Origin of the sequence: Sphingomonas sp. (assembly GCF_964263785.1) — a bacterium.
GTDB lineage: Bacteria > Pseudomonadota > Alphaproteobacteria > Sphingomonadales > Sphingomonadaceae > Sphingomonas.
Window position 1 is genome coordinate 1 of sequence record NZ_CAXVWL010000023.1, and the last position, 13,734, is coordinate 13,734.

At 66.7% G+C, this 13,734-nt stretch carries 12 protein-coding genes and 1 tRNA gene; 6 read left to right on the plus strand and 7 right to left on the minus strand.

From position 1 onward, the window contains the following. Positions 1-1,489, plus strand: a 1,489-nt coding sequence (locus ACE5C1_RS03755) for a flagellin (protein WP_374942728.1), incomplete at its 5' end; no start/stop codon positions are given. A 273-nt stretch (positions 1,490-1,762) separates the two neighbouring features. Here ACE5C1_RS03755 and ACE5C1_RS03760 read toward each other — a convergent pair. Next, a complete protein-coding gene (locus tag ACE5C1_RS03760; RefSeq protein WP_374942729.1) occupies positions 1,763-2,437 on the minus strand; it encodes a glutathione S-transferase family protein in 675 nt (224 codons plus the stop codon). Positions 2,438-2,512: 75 nt separating this feature from the next. Here ACE5C1_RS03760 and ACE5C1_RS03765 point away from each other — a divergent pair, with 75 nt between their 5' ends. The 3 genes from ACE5C1_RS03765 (at position 2,513) to ACE5C1_RS03775 (ending at position 3,837) form a co-directional block, all read left to right on the plus strand. After that, positions 2,513-2,794, plus strand: coding sequence for a type II toxin-antitoxin system VapB family antitoxin (locus ACE5C1_RS03765; RefSeq protein WP_374942730.1), 282 nt, complete (start codon positions 2,513-2,515; stop codon positions 2,792-2,794). After that, positions 2,791-3,183 (plus strand): type II toxin-antitoxin system VapC family toxin, encoded by a 393-nt coding sequence (locus ACE5C1_RS03770; protein ID WP_374942731.1) that lies wholly within the window; start codon positions 2,791-2,793, stop codon positions 3,181-3,183. Before ACE5C1_RS03765 ends, ACE5C1_RS03770 begins: the two co-directional genes overlap by 4 nt. A 111-nt stretch (positions 3,184-3,294) precedes the next feature. Next, positions 3,295-3,837, plus strand: coding sequence for a hypothetical protein (locus ACE5C1_RS03775; RefSeq protein ID WP_374942732.1), 543 nt, complete (start codon positions 3,295-3,297; stop codon positions 3,835-3,837). 286 nt (positions 3,838-4,123) lie between these two features. On the opposite strand, the gene gltB is transcribed toward ACE5C1_RS03775, so the two are convergent. The 6 genes from gltB to ACE5C1_RS03805 form a co-directional block, all read right to left on the minus strand. Then, positions 4,124-8,641 carry a glutamate synthase large subunit gene (gltB, locus tag ACE5C1_RS03780; RefSeq protein ID WP_374942733.1) on the minus strand — a complete coding sequence of 1,506 codons (4,518 nt, stop codon included), beginning with the start codon at positions 8,639-8,641 and terminating at the stop codon, positions 4,124-4,126. Beyond that, positions 8,628-9,119, minus strand: a complete 492-nt coding sequence (locus tag ACE5C1_RS03785) for a hypothetical protein (RefSeq protein ID WP_374942734.1) — start codon at positions 9,117-9,119, stop codon at positions 8,628-8,630. The genes gltB and ACE5C1_RS03785 overlap by 14 nt, the downstream gene beginning before the upstream one ends. After that, positions 9,116-9,406, minus strand: a complete 291-nt coding sequence (locus ACE5C1_RS03790; RefSeq protein WP_374942735.1) for a nucleotidyltransferase domain-containing protein — start codon at positions 9,404-9,406, stop codon at positions 9,116-9,118. The genes ACE5C1_RS03785 and ACE5C1_RS03790 overlap by 4 nt, the downstream gene beginning before the upstream one ends. A 2-nt stretch (positions 9,407-9,408) precedes the next feature. Further along, positions 9,409-10,851 (minus strand): NAD(P)-dependent oxidoreductase, encoded by a 1,443-nt coding sequence (locus tag ACE5C1_RS03795; protein ID WP_374942736.1) that lies wholly within the window; start codon positions 10,849-10,851, stop codon positions 9,409-9,411. Between the two features lie 153 nt (positions 10,852-11,004). After that, positions 11,005-11,805, minus strand: a complete 801-nt coding sequence (locus ACE5C1_RS03800; RefSeq protein WP_374942737.1) for an undecaprenyl-diphosphate phosphatase — start codon at positions 11,803-11,805, stop codon at positions 11,005-11,007. Between the two features lie 23 nt (positions 11,806-11,828). Beyond that, entirely contained in the window at positions 11,829-12,770 is a 942-nt protein-coding gene (locus ACE5C1_RS03805) for a complex I NDUFA9 subunit family protein (RefSeq protein WP_374942738.1), read from the minus strand. Positions 12,771-12,907: 137 nt separating this feature from the next. Here ACE5C1_RS03805 and ACE5C1_RS03810 point away from each other — a divergent pair. Both ACE5C1_RS03810 and ACE5C1_RS03815 read left to right on the plus strand, forming a co-directional pair. Then, a tRNA-Leu gene (locus ACE5C1_RS03810) sits at positions 12,908-12,994 on the plus strand. Positions 12,995-13,212: 218 nt separating this feature from the next. Continuing rightward, positions 13,213-13,734: tyrosine-type recombinase/integrase (locus ACE5C1_RS03815; RefSeq protein WP_374942739.1), on the plus strand; the 522-nt coding region annotated here is incomplete at its 3' end.

Consider the following 13,734-nt stretch of genomic DNA (forward strand, 5'->3'; position numbering starts at 1 on the left):
CATCGCGAGCCGCATGACCAGCGCGGTCAAGTCGATGGCGGTTGCGGTCCGCAACGCCAACGACGGCATCTCGATGGCGCAGACCGCGGAAGGCGCGCTGGGCGAAGTCACCAACATGCTGCAGCGCATGAAGGAACTGGCGACCCAGTCGGCCAACGGCACGCTGGGCAAGTCGGAGCGCGCGGCTCTCCAGGCCGAAACCGATCAGCTCTCGAGCCAGATCAACGACATCGCCAAGACGACCAACTTCAACGGCCTGAACCTGCTCGACGGCTCGCTGAAGAGCCTGAACCTGCAGACCGGGATCAAGTCGGGCGACACCGTTGCGATCAACCTGGACGGCGTGTCGTCGCAGAAGCTGGGCTTGTCCGATGGCGGCGGCGCGGTATCGGGGCGGATCACTGCCGACACAGCCTTCGCACCGGGCGGCGTCACGCTGAACGGCGTCAACGCCTTCGCCGGCAGCGCCAATGTCAACGTGAGCAGCGCGGCCGATCTGGCCGCCGCAATCAACACGAACAGCGATCGTACCGGCGTGACCGCGAGCGCATCGAACAACTTCACGACGCAGGCAATCACCATTCCGGTTGCTGCCGGTGCGCTCAAGATCGGCAGCAAATCGGTCGGCGCCGCTGCGACTGCCGAGGACCTGGTCACGCAGATCAACAACAACGACTTCGGCGTCACCGCGACGCTGAACGATGACAAGTCGATTACCTTGTCGAACACGACCGGCAAGGACATCGATCTTGCCAGCAGTTCGACCACGATCGTCGGCGCTGGCAATGACGTGGCCCAGAAGGGCTTTATCGCACTGTCGAGCTCCGACGGTTCGAGCTTCAAGGTTGATGGCGCCAATCTCGCGAAGGCCGGGCTGAACGTTTCGGATGGCGTAAGCTACACGGGGACGGCGGTGTCGGCTACGACGGCACTGGCGGACGGCGCGCTGGTCATCAACGGCGTCAAGATCGGTGCGGCGGCCAATACGGGCGTGGATGCGACTGCGCAGGCCGAACTCTACAGGACCGCGATCGATGCTCAATCGGACAAGACGGGGGTCAAGGCGATCAACAACGCCGGTGTCCTCACCTTGTACTCGACCGACGGTGGAAACGTTCGGGTAGAAGGCGCTGGTGCCGCGACGATCAAATTCAACGCGCAAGGCGGCACCGACAAGAACACGTCCAAGCTCGACATTTCGAGCCAGACGGCTGCTTCGAGCGCAATGGCCAAGATCGACAAGGCCCTCGACAGCATCTCGGCAACGCGCGGCAATTTGGGCGCGATCCAGAACCGGCTCGAGGTCACGGTCAACAACCTGACCACGACCTCGACCAACCTGGCCGAATCGCGCAGCCGGATCGAGGATGCCGACTTCTCCGCCGAATCGACCAATCTCGCCAAGGCGCAGATCCTGAGCCAGGCATCGACCGCGATGCTGGCGCAGGCCAACCAGAGCCAGCAGAGCGTGCTCAAGCTGCTCCAGTAAGTGTAGCGTAAAGCGTTACGTGTCTGCCCGGTGCCGCCCCCCAATGGGTGCCGGGCAGGGCGGGTCCACCCCGCCGAAGATGTGGGGTGGCGAACAAGGCCTCGGCGGAGCGATCCGCCGGGGCCGCGTTCGTTTCGGGGACCGTCGCTGGCGGGGCGCGACACCGGAGTGAATCCGGTGTCGTCGGACGCGGCCGCAGCCGCGCCGGCCGTGCCGGTTCGCGCGGCTTCGCTTCGCTCGCCTTGCCGGCGCGTCGTGGCGCGCCTCAAACCGTCAGAAGTCTACATTGTCATAGTGCGACGGCGGCGCGACCAGCTCCATCCGTTCCGACAGCAAAGGCCGAAAGCTCGGGCGGCTCTTCAGGCCCCGGTACCAGCGTGCGGTCTGTTCGTGGCCCTTCCAGTCGATGCCGCCGAGATAGTCGGTGACCGAAATCTGCGCGGCGGCGGCGAGATCGGCGAGACTCATCGTCGCGCCGCCGAGCCAGTTGCGGTGATCGAGCAGGTAATCGGTATAGTCGAGATGCCCGACCGCCGCCTTCATCGCCTCGCGCAGCGCCTTTGCGTCGGGGGCCTGACGCTCGGCGACGCGCTTGACCATGCGTTCGTGGAGTAGCGGCCCGGTCACGTCGCGGTAGAAGTGGGTGTCGAACCAGGTCACCAGCCGCCGGATCTCGGCGCGATTGGCGGCGGTGCCGTTGATCATCGCGGCTTTCTCGACCGTCTCCTCGAGATATTCGCAGATCGCCATCGAATCGATCAGCGGCTGTGCGGGCCGCGCCGCGTCGACCATCACCGGCGTCTGCCCGGCGGGGTTCATGTCTAGGAACTCGTCGCGCCGCACCCAGGGCGATTCGCGCACCAGTTCGTAGCCGACGCCCTTCTCGCCGAGCAGCAGGCGGACTTTTCGCGAGAAGGGGCACAGGGGAAATTGATAAAGCTGCCACATGGGGGTGTGTTAGGGCAGGGAGCGGCTCGGCGGAAGGCGGTTGTGTGGTCCGGGCGTGCGGCGTATTCTTAGGCTATGGGCATCAATCTCGACAGTGCCGAACTGGACATGGCTCGCCAGCTTGCCGCTCATCAGGGCATGACGCTCGACGGAGCGGTGAGCGCCGCGCTGCGCCGGGATATCGAGCGGCAGGGGCTCGCAGCCAAGCCCGAGCTGACGCCGGAGGAGCGTGAGCAACGATCCCGGGAGTTCCACGCGATGGTGCGGGACATCCAGAATAAGATAGCCGCCGTGCCGTTGCTCGATCCGCGACCGTACCGCGAAATCCTGTATGACGAGGATGGTCTGCCAATATGATCGTGGCGGACACGTCCGCCTTCGCCGCGATCATTCTGGGTGAAGACGATGCTCGGCGTTTCGCCGATGCGATCGACCGCGAAGAGCGGGTGCTCGTGGCGGCACCGACCGCGTTCGAGCTGCAGTTGGTCGTGGTGCGCAAGCTCGGCCCTGACTCGTTGATTCATGCAAACCGGCTTCTCGAAGATCGTCGGATCGAGATCGTGCCCTGGGAACTCGAACACGTTGCGATCGCGACCGACGCCCTCATCCGTTTCCGTGGTCGGCCGGCCCGGCTGAACTTCGGCGACTGTATGACCTATGCGCTGGCCAAATCGCTCGGTGCGCCGCTGCTCTACAAGGGCAACGACTTCGCCGCGACCGACATCCGGTCCGCGCTCGACGGCTAGGACCGGCGCCACGGCGCCGGCCGCCGGACCGCCCCGGACGTTGGAAGGTGAGGCTAAGGTGAGGCGAACGCCACGCTTTGCGCCGGCGGCTGCGTCGTTCAAGGATGGGGCATGGACGCGCTTCTGTTTCTGCTTGCCGCCTGGCTGCTGACCCTTGGCGCGAGGCACTGGCCGCCTGCCGCGCTGGTCGCGGTGCCGTTGGCGGCACTTGGCGGCACGACGCTGCCCGATCTCGACCTGGCGCTGGGGCTCGGGCATCGCAGCGGGCTGACCCACAGCCTGCTGCTGCCTGTCGTGCTGGCTTGCCAGCCGCGATGGTGGCCGGTCGCGGCGGGGCTGGCGCTCGGCGTCGGGCTGCACCTGTCGGCGGACTGCTTTCCCAACGGCATGCGCGGCTTCGCGACGGTCAAGCTGCCCGGGGCGGGATCGATCGGGGCGGGCTGGTCGTATGTGTGGCTGGCGGTCAATGCGGTGGCGAGCCTTGCACTCGGCGCGTGGGTGCTGGCTCGCGAGACGAGCGTAGCGGCGACCGCGGCCGTGCTCGGCGCGGTGGTTGCGATCGGCGTTGGGTATCTGTGGGTGACCGACGGCGGCTGGCCCGCGCTGCTGGTGTTCACCGGCGCGGGCTGGGCGGTGGTGCGGCGGCGAAGGTAACGAAGGTAACGTGATTCGGAGTGAAAACGTCGACGAACCGATTGGCGGAAGCGGGGCATGGATGCGTGCCGGTCGCGTGAACGTGCTGCACCGATGAGAAAGAGCGGTAGAATCTCGAGTCCTAGCGATCGTGGCACAGATTGCGGGTTGTAGGACAGCGGCGATGGCACGCGATCTGCTATAACTGGCGTGGTCGAGCCACGGGTCAGCCACTGCCGAGCCGACGGCAAGAAGAAGCGGGACCCCGGGTCAAGCCCGGGGTGACGAAGGGGCAGAGGCGCCGCGTCTACTCCGCCGCGACCAGCTCGATCACATCATCCAGCGGGTGCGCCAGGCGGGTCAGCATTTCCTTCGGCACCACCTGCCAGAAGTCGCCGGCGGTGCGGTCCCAGTCGTCGAGGATGCCGCGGGACCATTTGCTGTCGGTGATGCGGGCGTGCGCGTCGACGTGGTCGCGCAGGAGTTGCTCCCAGTGCGCGGAGGCGAGGCGTTGCCAGACGATGGTTTCGGGGTTCGCGCGACGCTCGAACGAGCCGTCGGGGTCGTAGACGAAGGCCATGCCGCCGGTCATCCCCGCGCCGAAGTTCGCGCCGACCGGCCCCAGCACCACCGCGACGCCGCCGGTCATGTATTCGCAGCCGTTGGCGCCGCAGCCTTCGACGACGACGGTCGCGCCCGAATTGCGGACCGCGAAGCGTTCGCCCGCCTGGCCCGCGGCGTACAATTTGCCCGCTGTGGCGCCGTAGAGGACGGTGTTGCCGATGATGGTGTTGTCCTGGCTGGCGAGCGGGGAGCTCACCGCCGGGCGGACGACGATGACGCCGCCCGACAGCCCCTTGCCGACATACTCGTTGGCGTCGCCGAACACCTCCAGGCGGATGCCCTTGCACAGGAACGCGCCGAGCGACTGCCCCGCCGAGCCGCGAAGCCGGATGGTGACGTGACCGTCGGCGAGCTTGTTCATGCCGAACTTGGTCGTGATCTCGCTCGACAGGCGGGTGCCGACCGCGCGGTGGGTGTTGCGGACGCTGTAGGTCAGCTGCATCTTCTCGCCTCGGCTGAATACCGCGGCGGCATCCTTGATGATCTGCGCGTCGAGGCTGTCGGGGACGGCGTTGCGGAAGGTGCTGAGCGAAAAGCGGCGTTCGGCATCGGTCGCGTCGACCTTGGCGAGGATCGGGTTCAAGTCGAGGTCGTCGAGGTGCTCCGCGCCGCGGCTGATCTGGCGGAGCAATTCGGTGCGGCCGATCACTTCGTCGAGGCTGCGGACGCCCAAGCGTGCGAGGATGTCGCGGACTTCCTCGGCGATGAAGGTCATCAGGTTGATGACCTTCTCGGGCGTGCCGGTGAATTTGGCGCGCAGGCGTTCGTCCTGGACGCAGACCCCGACCGGGCAGGTGTTGCTATGGCATTGGCGGACCATGATGCAGCCCATCGCGACGAGGCTCAATGTGCCGATGCCGAACTCCTCGGCGCCCAGGATCGCGGCGACTACGATGTCGCGCCCGGTCTTGAGCCCGCCGTCGGCGCGCAGGCGGATGCGGCCGCGCAGGCCGTTGAGGGTGAGGGTCTGGTTGACCTCCGACAGGCCCATTTCCCAAGGCGTGCCAGCGTATTTAATGCTGGTTTGCGGGGAAGCGGCGGTGCCGCCGACGTGGCCCGAAACGAGGATGACGTCGGCATGCGCCTTCGCGACGCCGGCGGCGACGGTGCCGATCCCCGCCGACGAGACGAGCTTGACGCAGACACGCGCGCGCGGGTTGATCTGCTTGAGGTCGTAGATGAGCTGCGCGAGGTCCTCGATCGAATAGATGTCGTGGTGCGGCGGGGGTGAGATGAGCGTCACGCCGGGGGTCGCGTGGCGCAGCTTGGCGATATATTCGGTGACCTTGAAGCCGGGGAGCTGGCCGCCTTCGCCGGGCTTGGCGCCTTGCGCCACCTTGATCTCGATCTCTTCGCACGCGTTGAGATATTCCGCGGTGACGCCGAAGCGACCGGATGCGATCTGCTTGATCGAGGAATTGGCGTTGTCGCCATTGGCATAGGGGGTGAAGCGGCGCGTGTCCTCGCCCCCTTCGCCCGACACCGCCTTCGCGCCGATGCGGTTCATCGCGATCGCCAGCGTTTCGTGCGCCTCGGGCGAAAGGGCGCCGAGCGACATGCCCGGAGTGACGAAGCGCTTGCGGATTTCGGTGATCGCCTCGACCTGCTCCTGCGCCACGCCCTCCGCGGGGAAGTTGAACTGGAGGAGGTCGCGCAGGTAGACCGGGGGCATGTCGCTGACCCCGCGGCTGAACTGGAGGTAGCTCGAATAGCTGTCGGTCGCGACCGCGGTCTGGAGCAGGTGCATCAGCTGCGCGGAATAGGCGTGGGTCTCGCCGGTGTGGCGCTGGCGGTAGAAGCCGCCGATGGGGAGCGTCGCGACGGCACTGTCGAACGCCGCTTCGTGGCGGTCGGCGGCGTTGAGGTGGAGCGAAGCATAGCCTTCGCCCGAGATCTTGGCGGGCATGCCGGGGAACAGGTCGTTGACCAGCGCGCGGCTCAAGCCGACCGCCTCGAAATTGTAGCCGCCGCGGTAGGAGGAGATCACCGCGATCCCCATTTTCGACATGATCTTGAGGAGGCCCTCCTCGATCGCGACGCGGTGGCGCGTCAGGCACTCCGCGAGGGTCAGGTCGCCGAACAGGCCGCGCGCCTGGCGGTCGACGACCGCGGCTTCGGCGAGATAGGCGTTCACGGTGGTCGCGCCGACGCCGATCAGGACCGCATAATAATGCGTGTCGAGACATTCGGCGGTGCGGACGTTGACGCTGGCATAGGAGCGCAGGCCGCGGCGCACCAGATGGGTGTGGACCGCGGCGGTGGCGAGGACGCCCGCGATGCCGACTCGGTCTTGCGAGATGGCTTCGTCGGTCAGGAACAGCTCGCTCTTGCCCTGGCGCACCGCCTGCTCCGCTTCGTTGCGGATGCGCTGGATCGCCGCGCGCAGCCGCTCGGGGCCGCCCCCCGCCTCGAAGGTGCAGTCGATCTCGGCGACCGCGCTGCCGAAATGCGCTTTCAGGCGGGTCCAGTGGGCGCCGGTCAGGACGGGCGATTCGAGAACAAGGACGCGGGTGCGGCGGTCCTCGGTGTCGAGGATGTTGGCGAGGTTGCCGAAGCGGGTCTTGAGCGACATCACATAGCGTTCGCGCAGGCTGTCGATCGGCGGGTTGGTGACTTGCGAGAAATTCTGGCGGAAGAACTGGCTGATGAGCCGCGGCTTGTCTGAAATGACGGCGAGCGGGGTGTCGTCGCCCATCGAGCCGATCGCTTCCTTGCCCCCCTCGACCATCGGCGAAAGGATCAGCTCCATGTCCTCGAGCGTCTGACCGGCGGCGACCTGGCGCCGGGCGAGCTCGGCACGGGGGTAGTGGACGGTCGCATCGGCTGCTGGAGGCAGGTCGTCGAGAGTCAGGAACTCGCCGATCATGCCCGCGTAATCGTATTCGCCGGCGATCCGGTCCTTTACCGCGCGGTCGTCGAGCAGGATGCCTTCGTGGAGGTCGACCGCGATCATCTGGCCCGGTCCCAGCCGCCCCTTGGCAACGATCGTGGACTCGGGGACGACGACCATGCCGCTCTCCGACCCGACGATCAGCAGCTTGTCGGCGGTCAGCGTGTAGCGCAGGGGTCTCAACGCGTTGCGGTCCATGCCCGCGACCGCCCAGCGGCCGTCGGTCATCGCCAGCGCCGCGGGGCCGTCCCACGGCTCCATGACGCTGGCGAGATACTGGTACATCGCCGCGTGATCGGCGGGCATGTCGGCGCTCGCGGCCTCGGGGACCAGCATCAGCTTGGCAGTCGGCGCGTCGCGGCCGGAGCGGCAGATCGCCTCGAACACCGCGTCCAGCGCGGCGGTGTCGGACGCGCCCGCGGGGATGACGGGCTTGATGTCCTCCGAATCGTCGCCGAACGCGTGCGCGGCCATGCGGATCTCGTGGCTGAGCATCCAGTTCTTGTTGCCGCGGATCGTGTTGATCTCGCCGTTGTGCGCCAGGCAGCGGAACGGCTGCGCCAGCCACCATTGCGGGAAGGTGTTGGTCGAATAGCGCTGGTGAAAGATCGCGACGCGCGATTCGAAGCGCTGATCGGTGAGGTCGGGGTAGAAGACCGACAGCGATTCGGCGAGGAACAGGCCCTTGTAGATGATCGAGCGGCAGCTGAGACTGCAGATGTAGAAGCCCTGGATCTGCGCGGCGATGACGCGCTTTTCGATCCGGCGGCGGACGAGGTAGAGATTCTTCTCGAACTCGGCGGCGTCGGCTTCGTCGGGAAGCGGCCCGGCGATCATGATCTGCTCGATCTCGGGACGGGTCGCCTGCGCCTTGAGGCCGATCACCGAGACGTCGACGGGCACCTGGCGCCATCCGTAACTGGTGTAGCCCGCCTCGATGATCGCGGATTCGACGACCGTGCGGCAGGATTCCTGCGCGCCGAGATCGGTGCGCGGCAGGAAGATCATGCCGACCGCGAGGCGGTTCGGGCGGACCTTATGCCCCGAGGCGGCGACGCAATCGTCGAAGAAGCGCACCGGCAGGTCGATGTGCAGCCCGGCGCCATCGCCGGTCTTGCCGTCGGCATCGACCGCGCCGCGGTGCCAGACGGCTTTGAGCGCGTCGATCGCGGACTGGACGACGCGGCGCGACGCGGCACCGTCGGTCGCGGCGACGAGGCCGACGCCGCATGCGTCCGATTCGAATTCGGGGCGGTACATGCCGTGGGCGGCGAGGTGCTGGCGCTGGTCGCCGAGATCAGAGGTCGCCATGCAGCAGCCTTTCTTGTTCGACGAAGGTCCGGATGGAGTCGGCGGTCTGGAACAGCGTGGCGCTCTTCGCCCATGCTCTATTGACCTGCTCCGCCTGCCTGTCAGGACGGAGCGGATATTCGTGCGCGAGTTCGTTGCGGACACGCACCGCATCGGCCCAATCTTTGCCGTCTTGGAGAATGCCGAGCGACACGGCGCGATAAGCAATGTCGCGCGGCGTCAGACGCTCGGTCTTGCCGAACTGCATGAGCATGGCGATGGTCTTGAGCGTACGACCCAGCGTATCTTCCAGCTGCTCATAGGTCTTCAAGAACGCGAGCATATCGACGTGCTCGTCGACCGAAAGCGACCGCATACGGTCGGCTTCGATCGGTACCAGCGGCTCGACCCGGCTCCGTACGCGAACGAGGCCGGACTCAAGCCGCTCGCATGCGGCGAGATGCTCGCGGAGGACAACGATTTCCCCGTCACGGGTCATAGCGTGACCCCATCGCGTAGAGCGATCATATCGATGCCTCGCGGAGGCTGATCCCGGTTGCGAACAATTACATCGACACGTTGAGGCTCGATACGAGCGAACAGATTGTCCTCGAACAGGCATTTGGCGCGCCAGGCGTCGACGCTCGCATCAACTTCGACGTGGAGGTCTATATCGCCGCCTCTCCGGCGATCGTCCGCCCTGCTTCCAAAAAGCCGAACAGTCGCATCGGGGCCGAATGCATAGGCGGCTGCGGCCTTGATGGCCTTCAGTTCGTCAGCTTCCATCCTCACGCCGCCACCCTCGCGTTCACCGCCTTTGCCTTCAGCCACTTGTGCATGGCGGCCGACACGTCGCGGCCGTCGCGGATCGCCCAGACGACGAGGCTCGCGCCGCGGACGATGTCGCCGGCGGCGAACACGCCGTCGAGCGAGGTCATCAGCGTCTTGCCGTCGACCAGCACGGTGCCCCAGCGGCTGATGCCCAGTTCGGGCGCGCCGAACAGGGTGGGGAGGTCCTCGGCGTCGAAGCCCAGGGCCTTGATCACCATGTCGGCGGGCATTTCGAAATCGCCGCCCGGTTCGATTTCGGGGGCGCGGCGACCGCTGGCGTCGGGCGTGCCCAGGCGCATGCGGCGGGCCTTGACGCTTGCGACCTGCTCGGTGCCCGCAAATGCCTGCGGTGCGGAGAGCCAGACGAACTCGACGCCTTCCTCCTCGGCGTTCTTCACCTCGCGCTGGCTGCCGGGCATGTTGGCGCGATCGCGGCGGTACAGGCATTTTACCGATGCCGCGCCCTGGCGGACGGCGGTGCGGACGCAGTCCATCGCGGTGTCGCCGCCGCCGACGACGACGACGTGCTTGCCCGCCGCATCGAGCGCGCCGGAATCGAAGGCGGGTACAGCGTCGCCGAAGCTCTTGCGGTTGGAGGCGGTCAGATAGTCGAGTGCGGCGACCACGCCGTTCGCCTCGTGGCCGTCGACGTCGATCGGACGCGCCTTGTAGACCCCCGTCGCGATCAGCAGCGCGTCGTGGCGCTGGCGGAGTTCGTCCAGGGTCGCGTCGTCACCGACCGCAAAGCCCTCGTGAAAGACGATCCCGCCGGCTTTCAACCGGTCGACCCGGCGCATGACGACGGGTTTCTCGAGCTTGAACCCGGGAATGCCATAGGTCAGCAATCCGCCCGCACGGTCGTGGCGGTCGTAGACGTGAACGTCATAGCCGTGAGCACGCAGATACTCCGCGGCCGACAGCCCCGCGGGCCCGGCGCCGATGACGCCGACCGACTGGCCGCGGGCGGGGCCGGGGACGAGCGGCTCGACCCAGCCTTCCTCCCAAGCGGTGTCGGTGATGAACTTTTCCACCGAGCCGATCGTGACCGCGCCGTGGCCTGAAAACTCGATCACGCAATTACCTTCGCACAGCCGGTCCTGCGGACAGATGCGGCCGCAGATCTCGGGCATGGTCGAAGTGGCGTTGCTGAGCTCGTAGGCCTCGCGCAGCCGTCCCTCGGCGGTCAGGCGGAGCCAGTCGGGAATGTGGTTGTGGAGCGGGCAGTGGACCGAGCAATAGGGCACGCCACATTGCGAGCAGCGCCCGGCCTGGTCCTCGGCGGTGGGCACGGCATAGCGGTCGGCGATTTCGCGGAAGTCGTCGGCACGGTCGCCCGCCGCGCGCTTGGGCGGATACGCCTGCTCGCGGGCCACGAACTTCAACATAGGATCGTTCGCCATCAGCGTCCTCCGTCGCCCCGCATTACTGGCGACGAATCCGCGTGTCACGCGAAAACAAGCATATAGGTAATAGATCGGTCCTACTTTGTAGAACTTCTTTGTGCAATAACGGTGCCAGGCACAATCTTGCGAGCAGATGAAGCCGAAGCGGTCCTATGCGAAATGGAGCGCAGCCAGCGCGACTAGGCCGACCACGATCCGGTACCACGCAAACGGCGCAAAACCGTGCCGACTGACGATACCGACGAACCAGCGGATGACCACCAGTGCGACGACGAACGACACGACGAAGCCGATGCCGATCGCGCTCCACCCGCCCTGACCGATTGCGCCGCCCGACTTGTAGAGGTCGTACCCCGATGCGGCGAGCATCGTCGGGATCGCGAGAAAGAAGGAAAACTCCGCCGCCGCCCGCCGGTCGACGCCCAGCGTCAGCGCGCCCATGATCGTCGCGCCCGAACGGCTGACCCCCGGGATCATCGACAGGCACTGGATGACCCCGACGCCGAGCGCGGTCGTCCACGGCATCGCCTCGACCGAGGGGACGCGCGCAGCCTTGACCAGTCGCTCGATGATCAGGATCGCGACCCCGCCGACGATCAACGCGACCGCGACCGTGGTCGGGCTTTCGAGCAGCGCCTTGACCGCCTTGTAGACGATCAGCCCGACGACCGCGGCAGGCAGGAAGCCCAATGCGATATTGCGCGCGAACGCCCACGCGCTGGGCTGCCGCTTGACCAGCCCAGCCGCGACATCGACGAAGCGCCGCCAGTAGAGGACGACCACTGCCAGGATCGCGCCCAGTTGGATGACGATCTCGAACGTCCCCGCCGCTTCGCCCTTGAAGCCGAGCAGCGCGCTCGCGAGGATCAGATGCCCGGTCGAGGAGACGGGCAGGAATTCGGTGACCCCCTCGACGATGCCGAGGAGGACGATGGTGAGCAGGTCGTGCAAGGGTTCGGCCTAGCTGAGAGGGATCAGGCGAGATGTTCGACGCGCGCGCCGAACCGGCCCTGGCGGCGGAAGCGCACCAGCCAGGCGGGCGCGACCGCGGCCATCGGCGTGGCGTCGATGCCGAGTTCGGCCAGACCATGTGCGCCCGATGCGACGACATTGTCGGTCTGGAGCATCCGCCACTGATCGCGGGTGATCGGCGCGAAGGGCAGGAAGCCCGCGCGGGACAGCAGGTCGCCCGCGAAATCGGGAAGCTCGACGATCGCGGGATCGCGCCCGATGGCGCCTGCGATCCAGCGGATGAGCGCGCCCATCGTCACCACATCGGGCCCGCCGAATTCGTAGAAGTGCCCGCCGTGGATGCCGGGATCGGCGACGATCCGCGCGACGCCGGCACCGACGTCGCCCGCGAACACCGGCTGGAACCTGGCGGGCGCGCGCAGGATGGGCACCACCGGCGCTTTGGCGATCATCGCGGCGAAGCGATTGACGAACCGGTCCTCGCGCCCGAACACGATCGACGGGCGGACGATCGTGGCGGTCGCAAAGGCGGCGCGCACCGCGGCTTCACCCTCGCCCTTCGACCCGCCGTAAGCGGACGCGCTCGCAGGGTCGGCACCGATCGCCGAGACGTGGACCAGCGCTTCGACCCCGGCCTGCGCCGCGGCCTCGGCGACCACGCGCGCGCCGTCGACATGATAGCGCTGGAAGTTCCCCGCGAGCACGCCGACCAGGTTGATCACCGCATCGGCGCCGGCGACCGCGCGCGCGACGGTGTCGGGCCGGGCGATGTCGGCGCCGACGAACTGGGTCTGCCCGAGCCCGCCGAGCGGCTTGAGGAACACCGCGGACCGCGGATCGCGCTGCGCGATGCGCACGCGCGCGCCCGCGGCGAGCAGGCTTTGCGCGACATAGCGCCCGACGAAGCCGCCGCCGCCGAACAGGGTGACCAATTTGTCCTTCATGCCGCGTCCCGTTGCGTGGGGCTCGTTCCCACGCGCAGCGCCTTGCCCAGTCGCGGCGCGGTTGACAAGGTGCGGTTGACAAGCCTCCGCTGCGCCCCCTAAAGGCCGCCGCCTACCCGGGCTTTCCAAGCTCCCGTGCCCAGATGGCGGAATTGGTAGACGCACCAGCTTCAGGTGCTGGCGATCGCAAGGTCGTGGAGGTTCGAGTCCTCTTCTGGGCACCATTTGTTCTTCCCGAAACGTCTCGGGAGGATCGACAAATCCCTGAATTTCCGCCATAAATGAGCTTCACCGATCCCGGGATGTCTCAGGCGATTTCAGACCATCCGGGGCCATTTGGTGCCACGAGCGAGGCCATGATGGCCTTGATGAAATTTGATGGCACCACGGCTCCGCCAGGTCTTCGACGAGCGTCCTTTAGGATCAGTCGAGGAGAATGCTCATGCCGCTCAAGGAAGTCCAGATCCGAAGTCTCCGTGCGACGGACAAGATTTTTCAGTGCGCAGACGAAGGCGGCCTCTACCTCGAGGTTCATCCCAACGGATCAAGGCTGTGGCGCTACAAATATCGGTTCATCGGCAAGCAGAAGCGGCTGGCCTTGGGACGCTACCCTGAAATCGGCCTCGCCGACGCTCGCCGTCGTCGCGACGCCGCCCGGCGGACACTGGAGGCTGGCCACGATCCGCTGGCAGAGCGCAAGCACGACAAGCTGGTCGCGGCTTTCAAGGCGGCGAACACCTTTGGCGATATAGCCAGGGAATATATCGACAAGATGGTTGCGGAGGGGCGGGCAGGTACAACCACTACCAAGGCAAATTGGCTGCTGGAGCAGTTGGAGCCCATCGCCGCTCGGCCTGCGGCCGACCTCAAGCCGATTGACGTCCTCGCTGCCCTCAAGCGGATCGAAGCGAAGGGCAAGCATGAGACTGCGCGGCGGTGCCGCTCATTTGCCAGCCGCATCTTC

What these genes read in the sequence shown, in the direction of transcription:
- ACE5C1_RS03775 (WP_374942732.1), top strand. Translation starts at nt 3,295, where the DNA reads ATGGACGCGCTTCTGTTTCTGCTTGCCGCCTGGCTGCTGACCCTTGGC.
- ACE5C1_RS03765 (WP_374942730.1), top strand. Translation starts at nt 2,513, where the DNA reads ATGGGCATCAATCTCGACAGTGCCGAACTGGACATGGCTCGCCAGCTT.
- ACE5C1_RS03785 (WP_374942734.1), bottom strand. Translation starts at nt 9,119, where the DNA reads ATGACCCGTGACGGGGAAATCGTTGTCCTCCGCGAGCATCTCGCCGCA.
- ACE5C1_RS03795 (WP_374942736.1), bottom strand. Translation starts at nt 10,851, where the DNA reads ATGGCGAACGATCCTATGTTGAAGTTCGTGGCCCGCGAGCAGGCGTAT.
- ACE5C1_RS03805 (WP_374942738.1), bottom strand. Translation starts at nt 12,770, where the DNA reads ATGAAGGACAAATTGGTCACCCTGTTCGGCGGCGGCGGCTTCGTCGGG.
- ACE5C1_RS03790 (WP_374942735.1), bottom strand. Translation starts at nt 9,406, where the DNA reads ATGGAAGCTGACGAACTGAAGGCCATCAAGGCCGCAGCCGCCTATGCA.
- gltB (WP_374942733.1), bottom strand. Translation starts at nt 8,641, where the DNA reads ATGGCGACCTCTGATCTCGGCGACCAGCGCCAGCACCTCGCCGCCCAC.
- ACE5C1_RS03770 (WP_374942731.1), top strand. Translation starts at nt 2,791, where the DNA reads ATGATCGTGGCGGACACGTCCGCCTTCGCCGCGATCATTCTGGGTGAA.
- ACE5C1_RS03760 (WP_374942729.1), bottom strand. Translation starts at nt 2,437, where the DNA reads ATGTGGCAGCTTTATCAATTTCCCCTGTGCCCCTTCTCGCGAAAAGTC.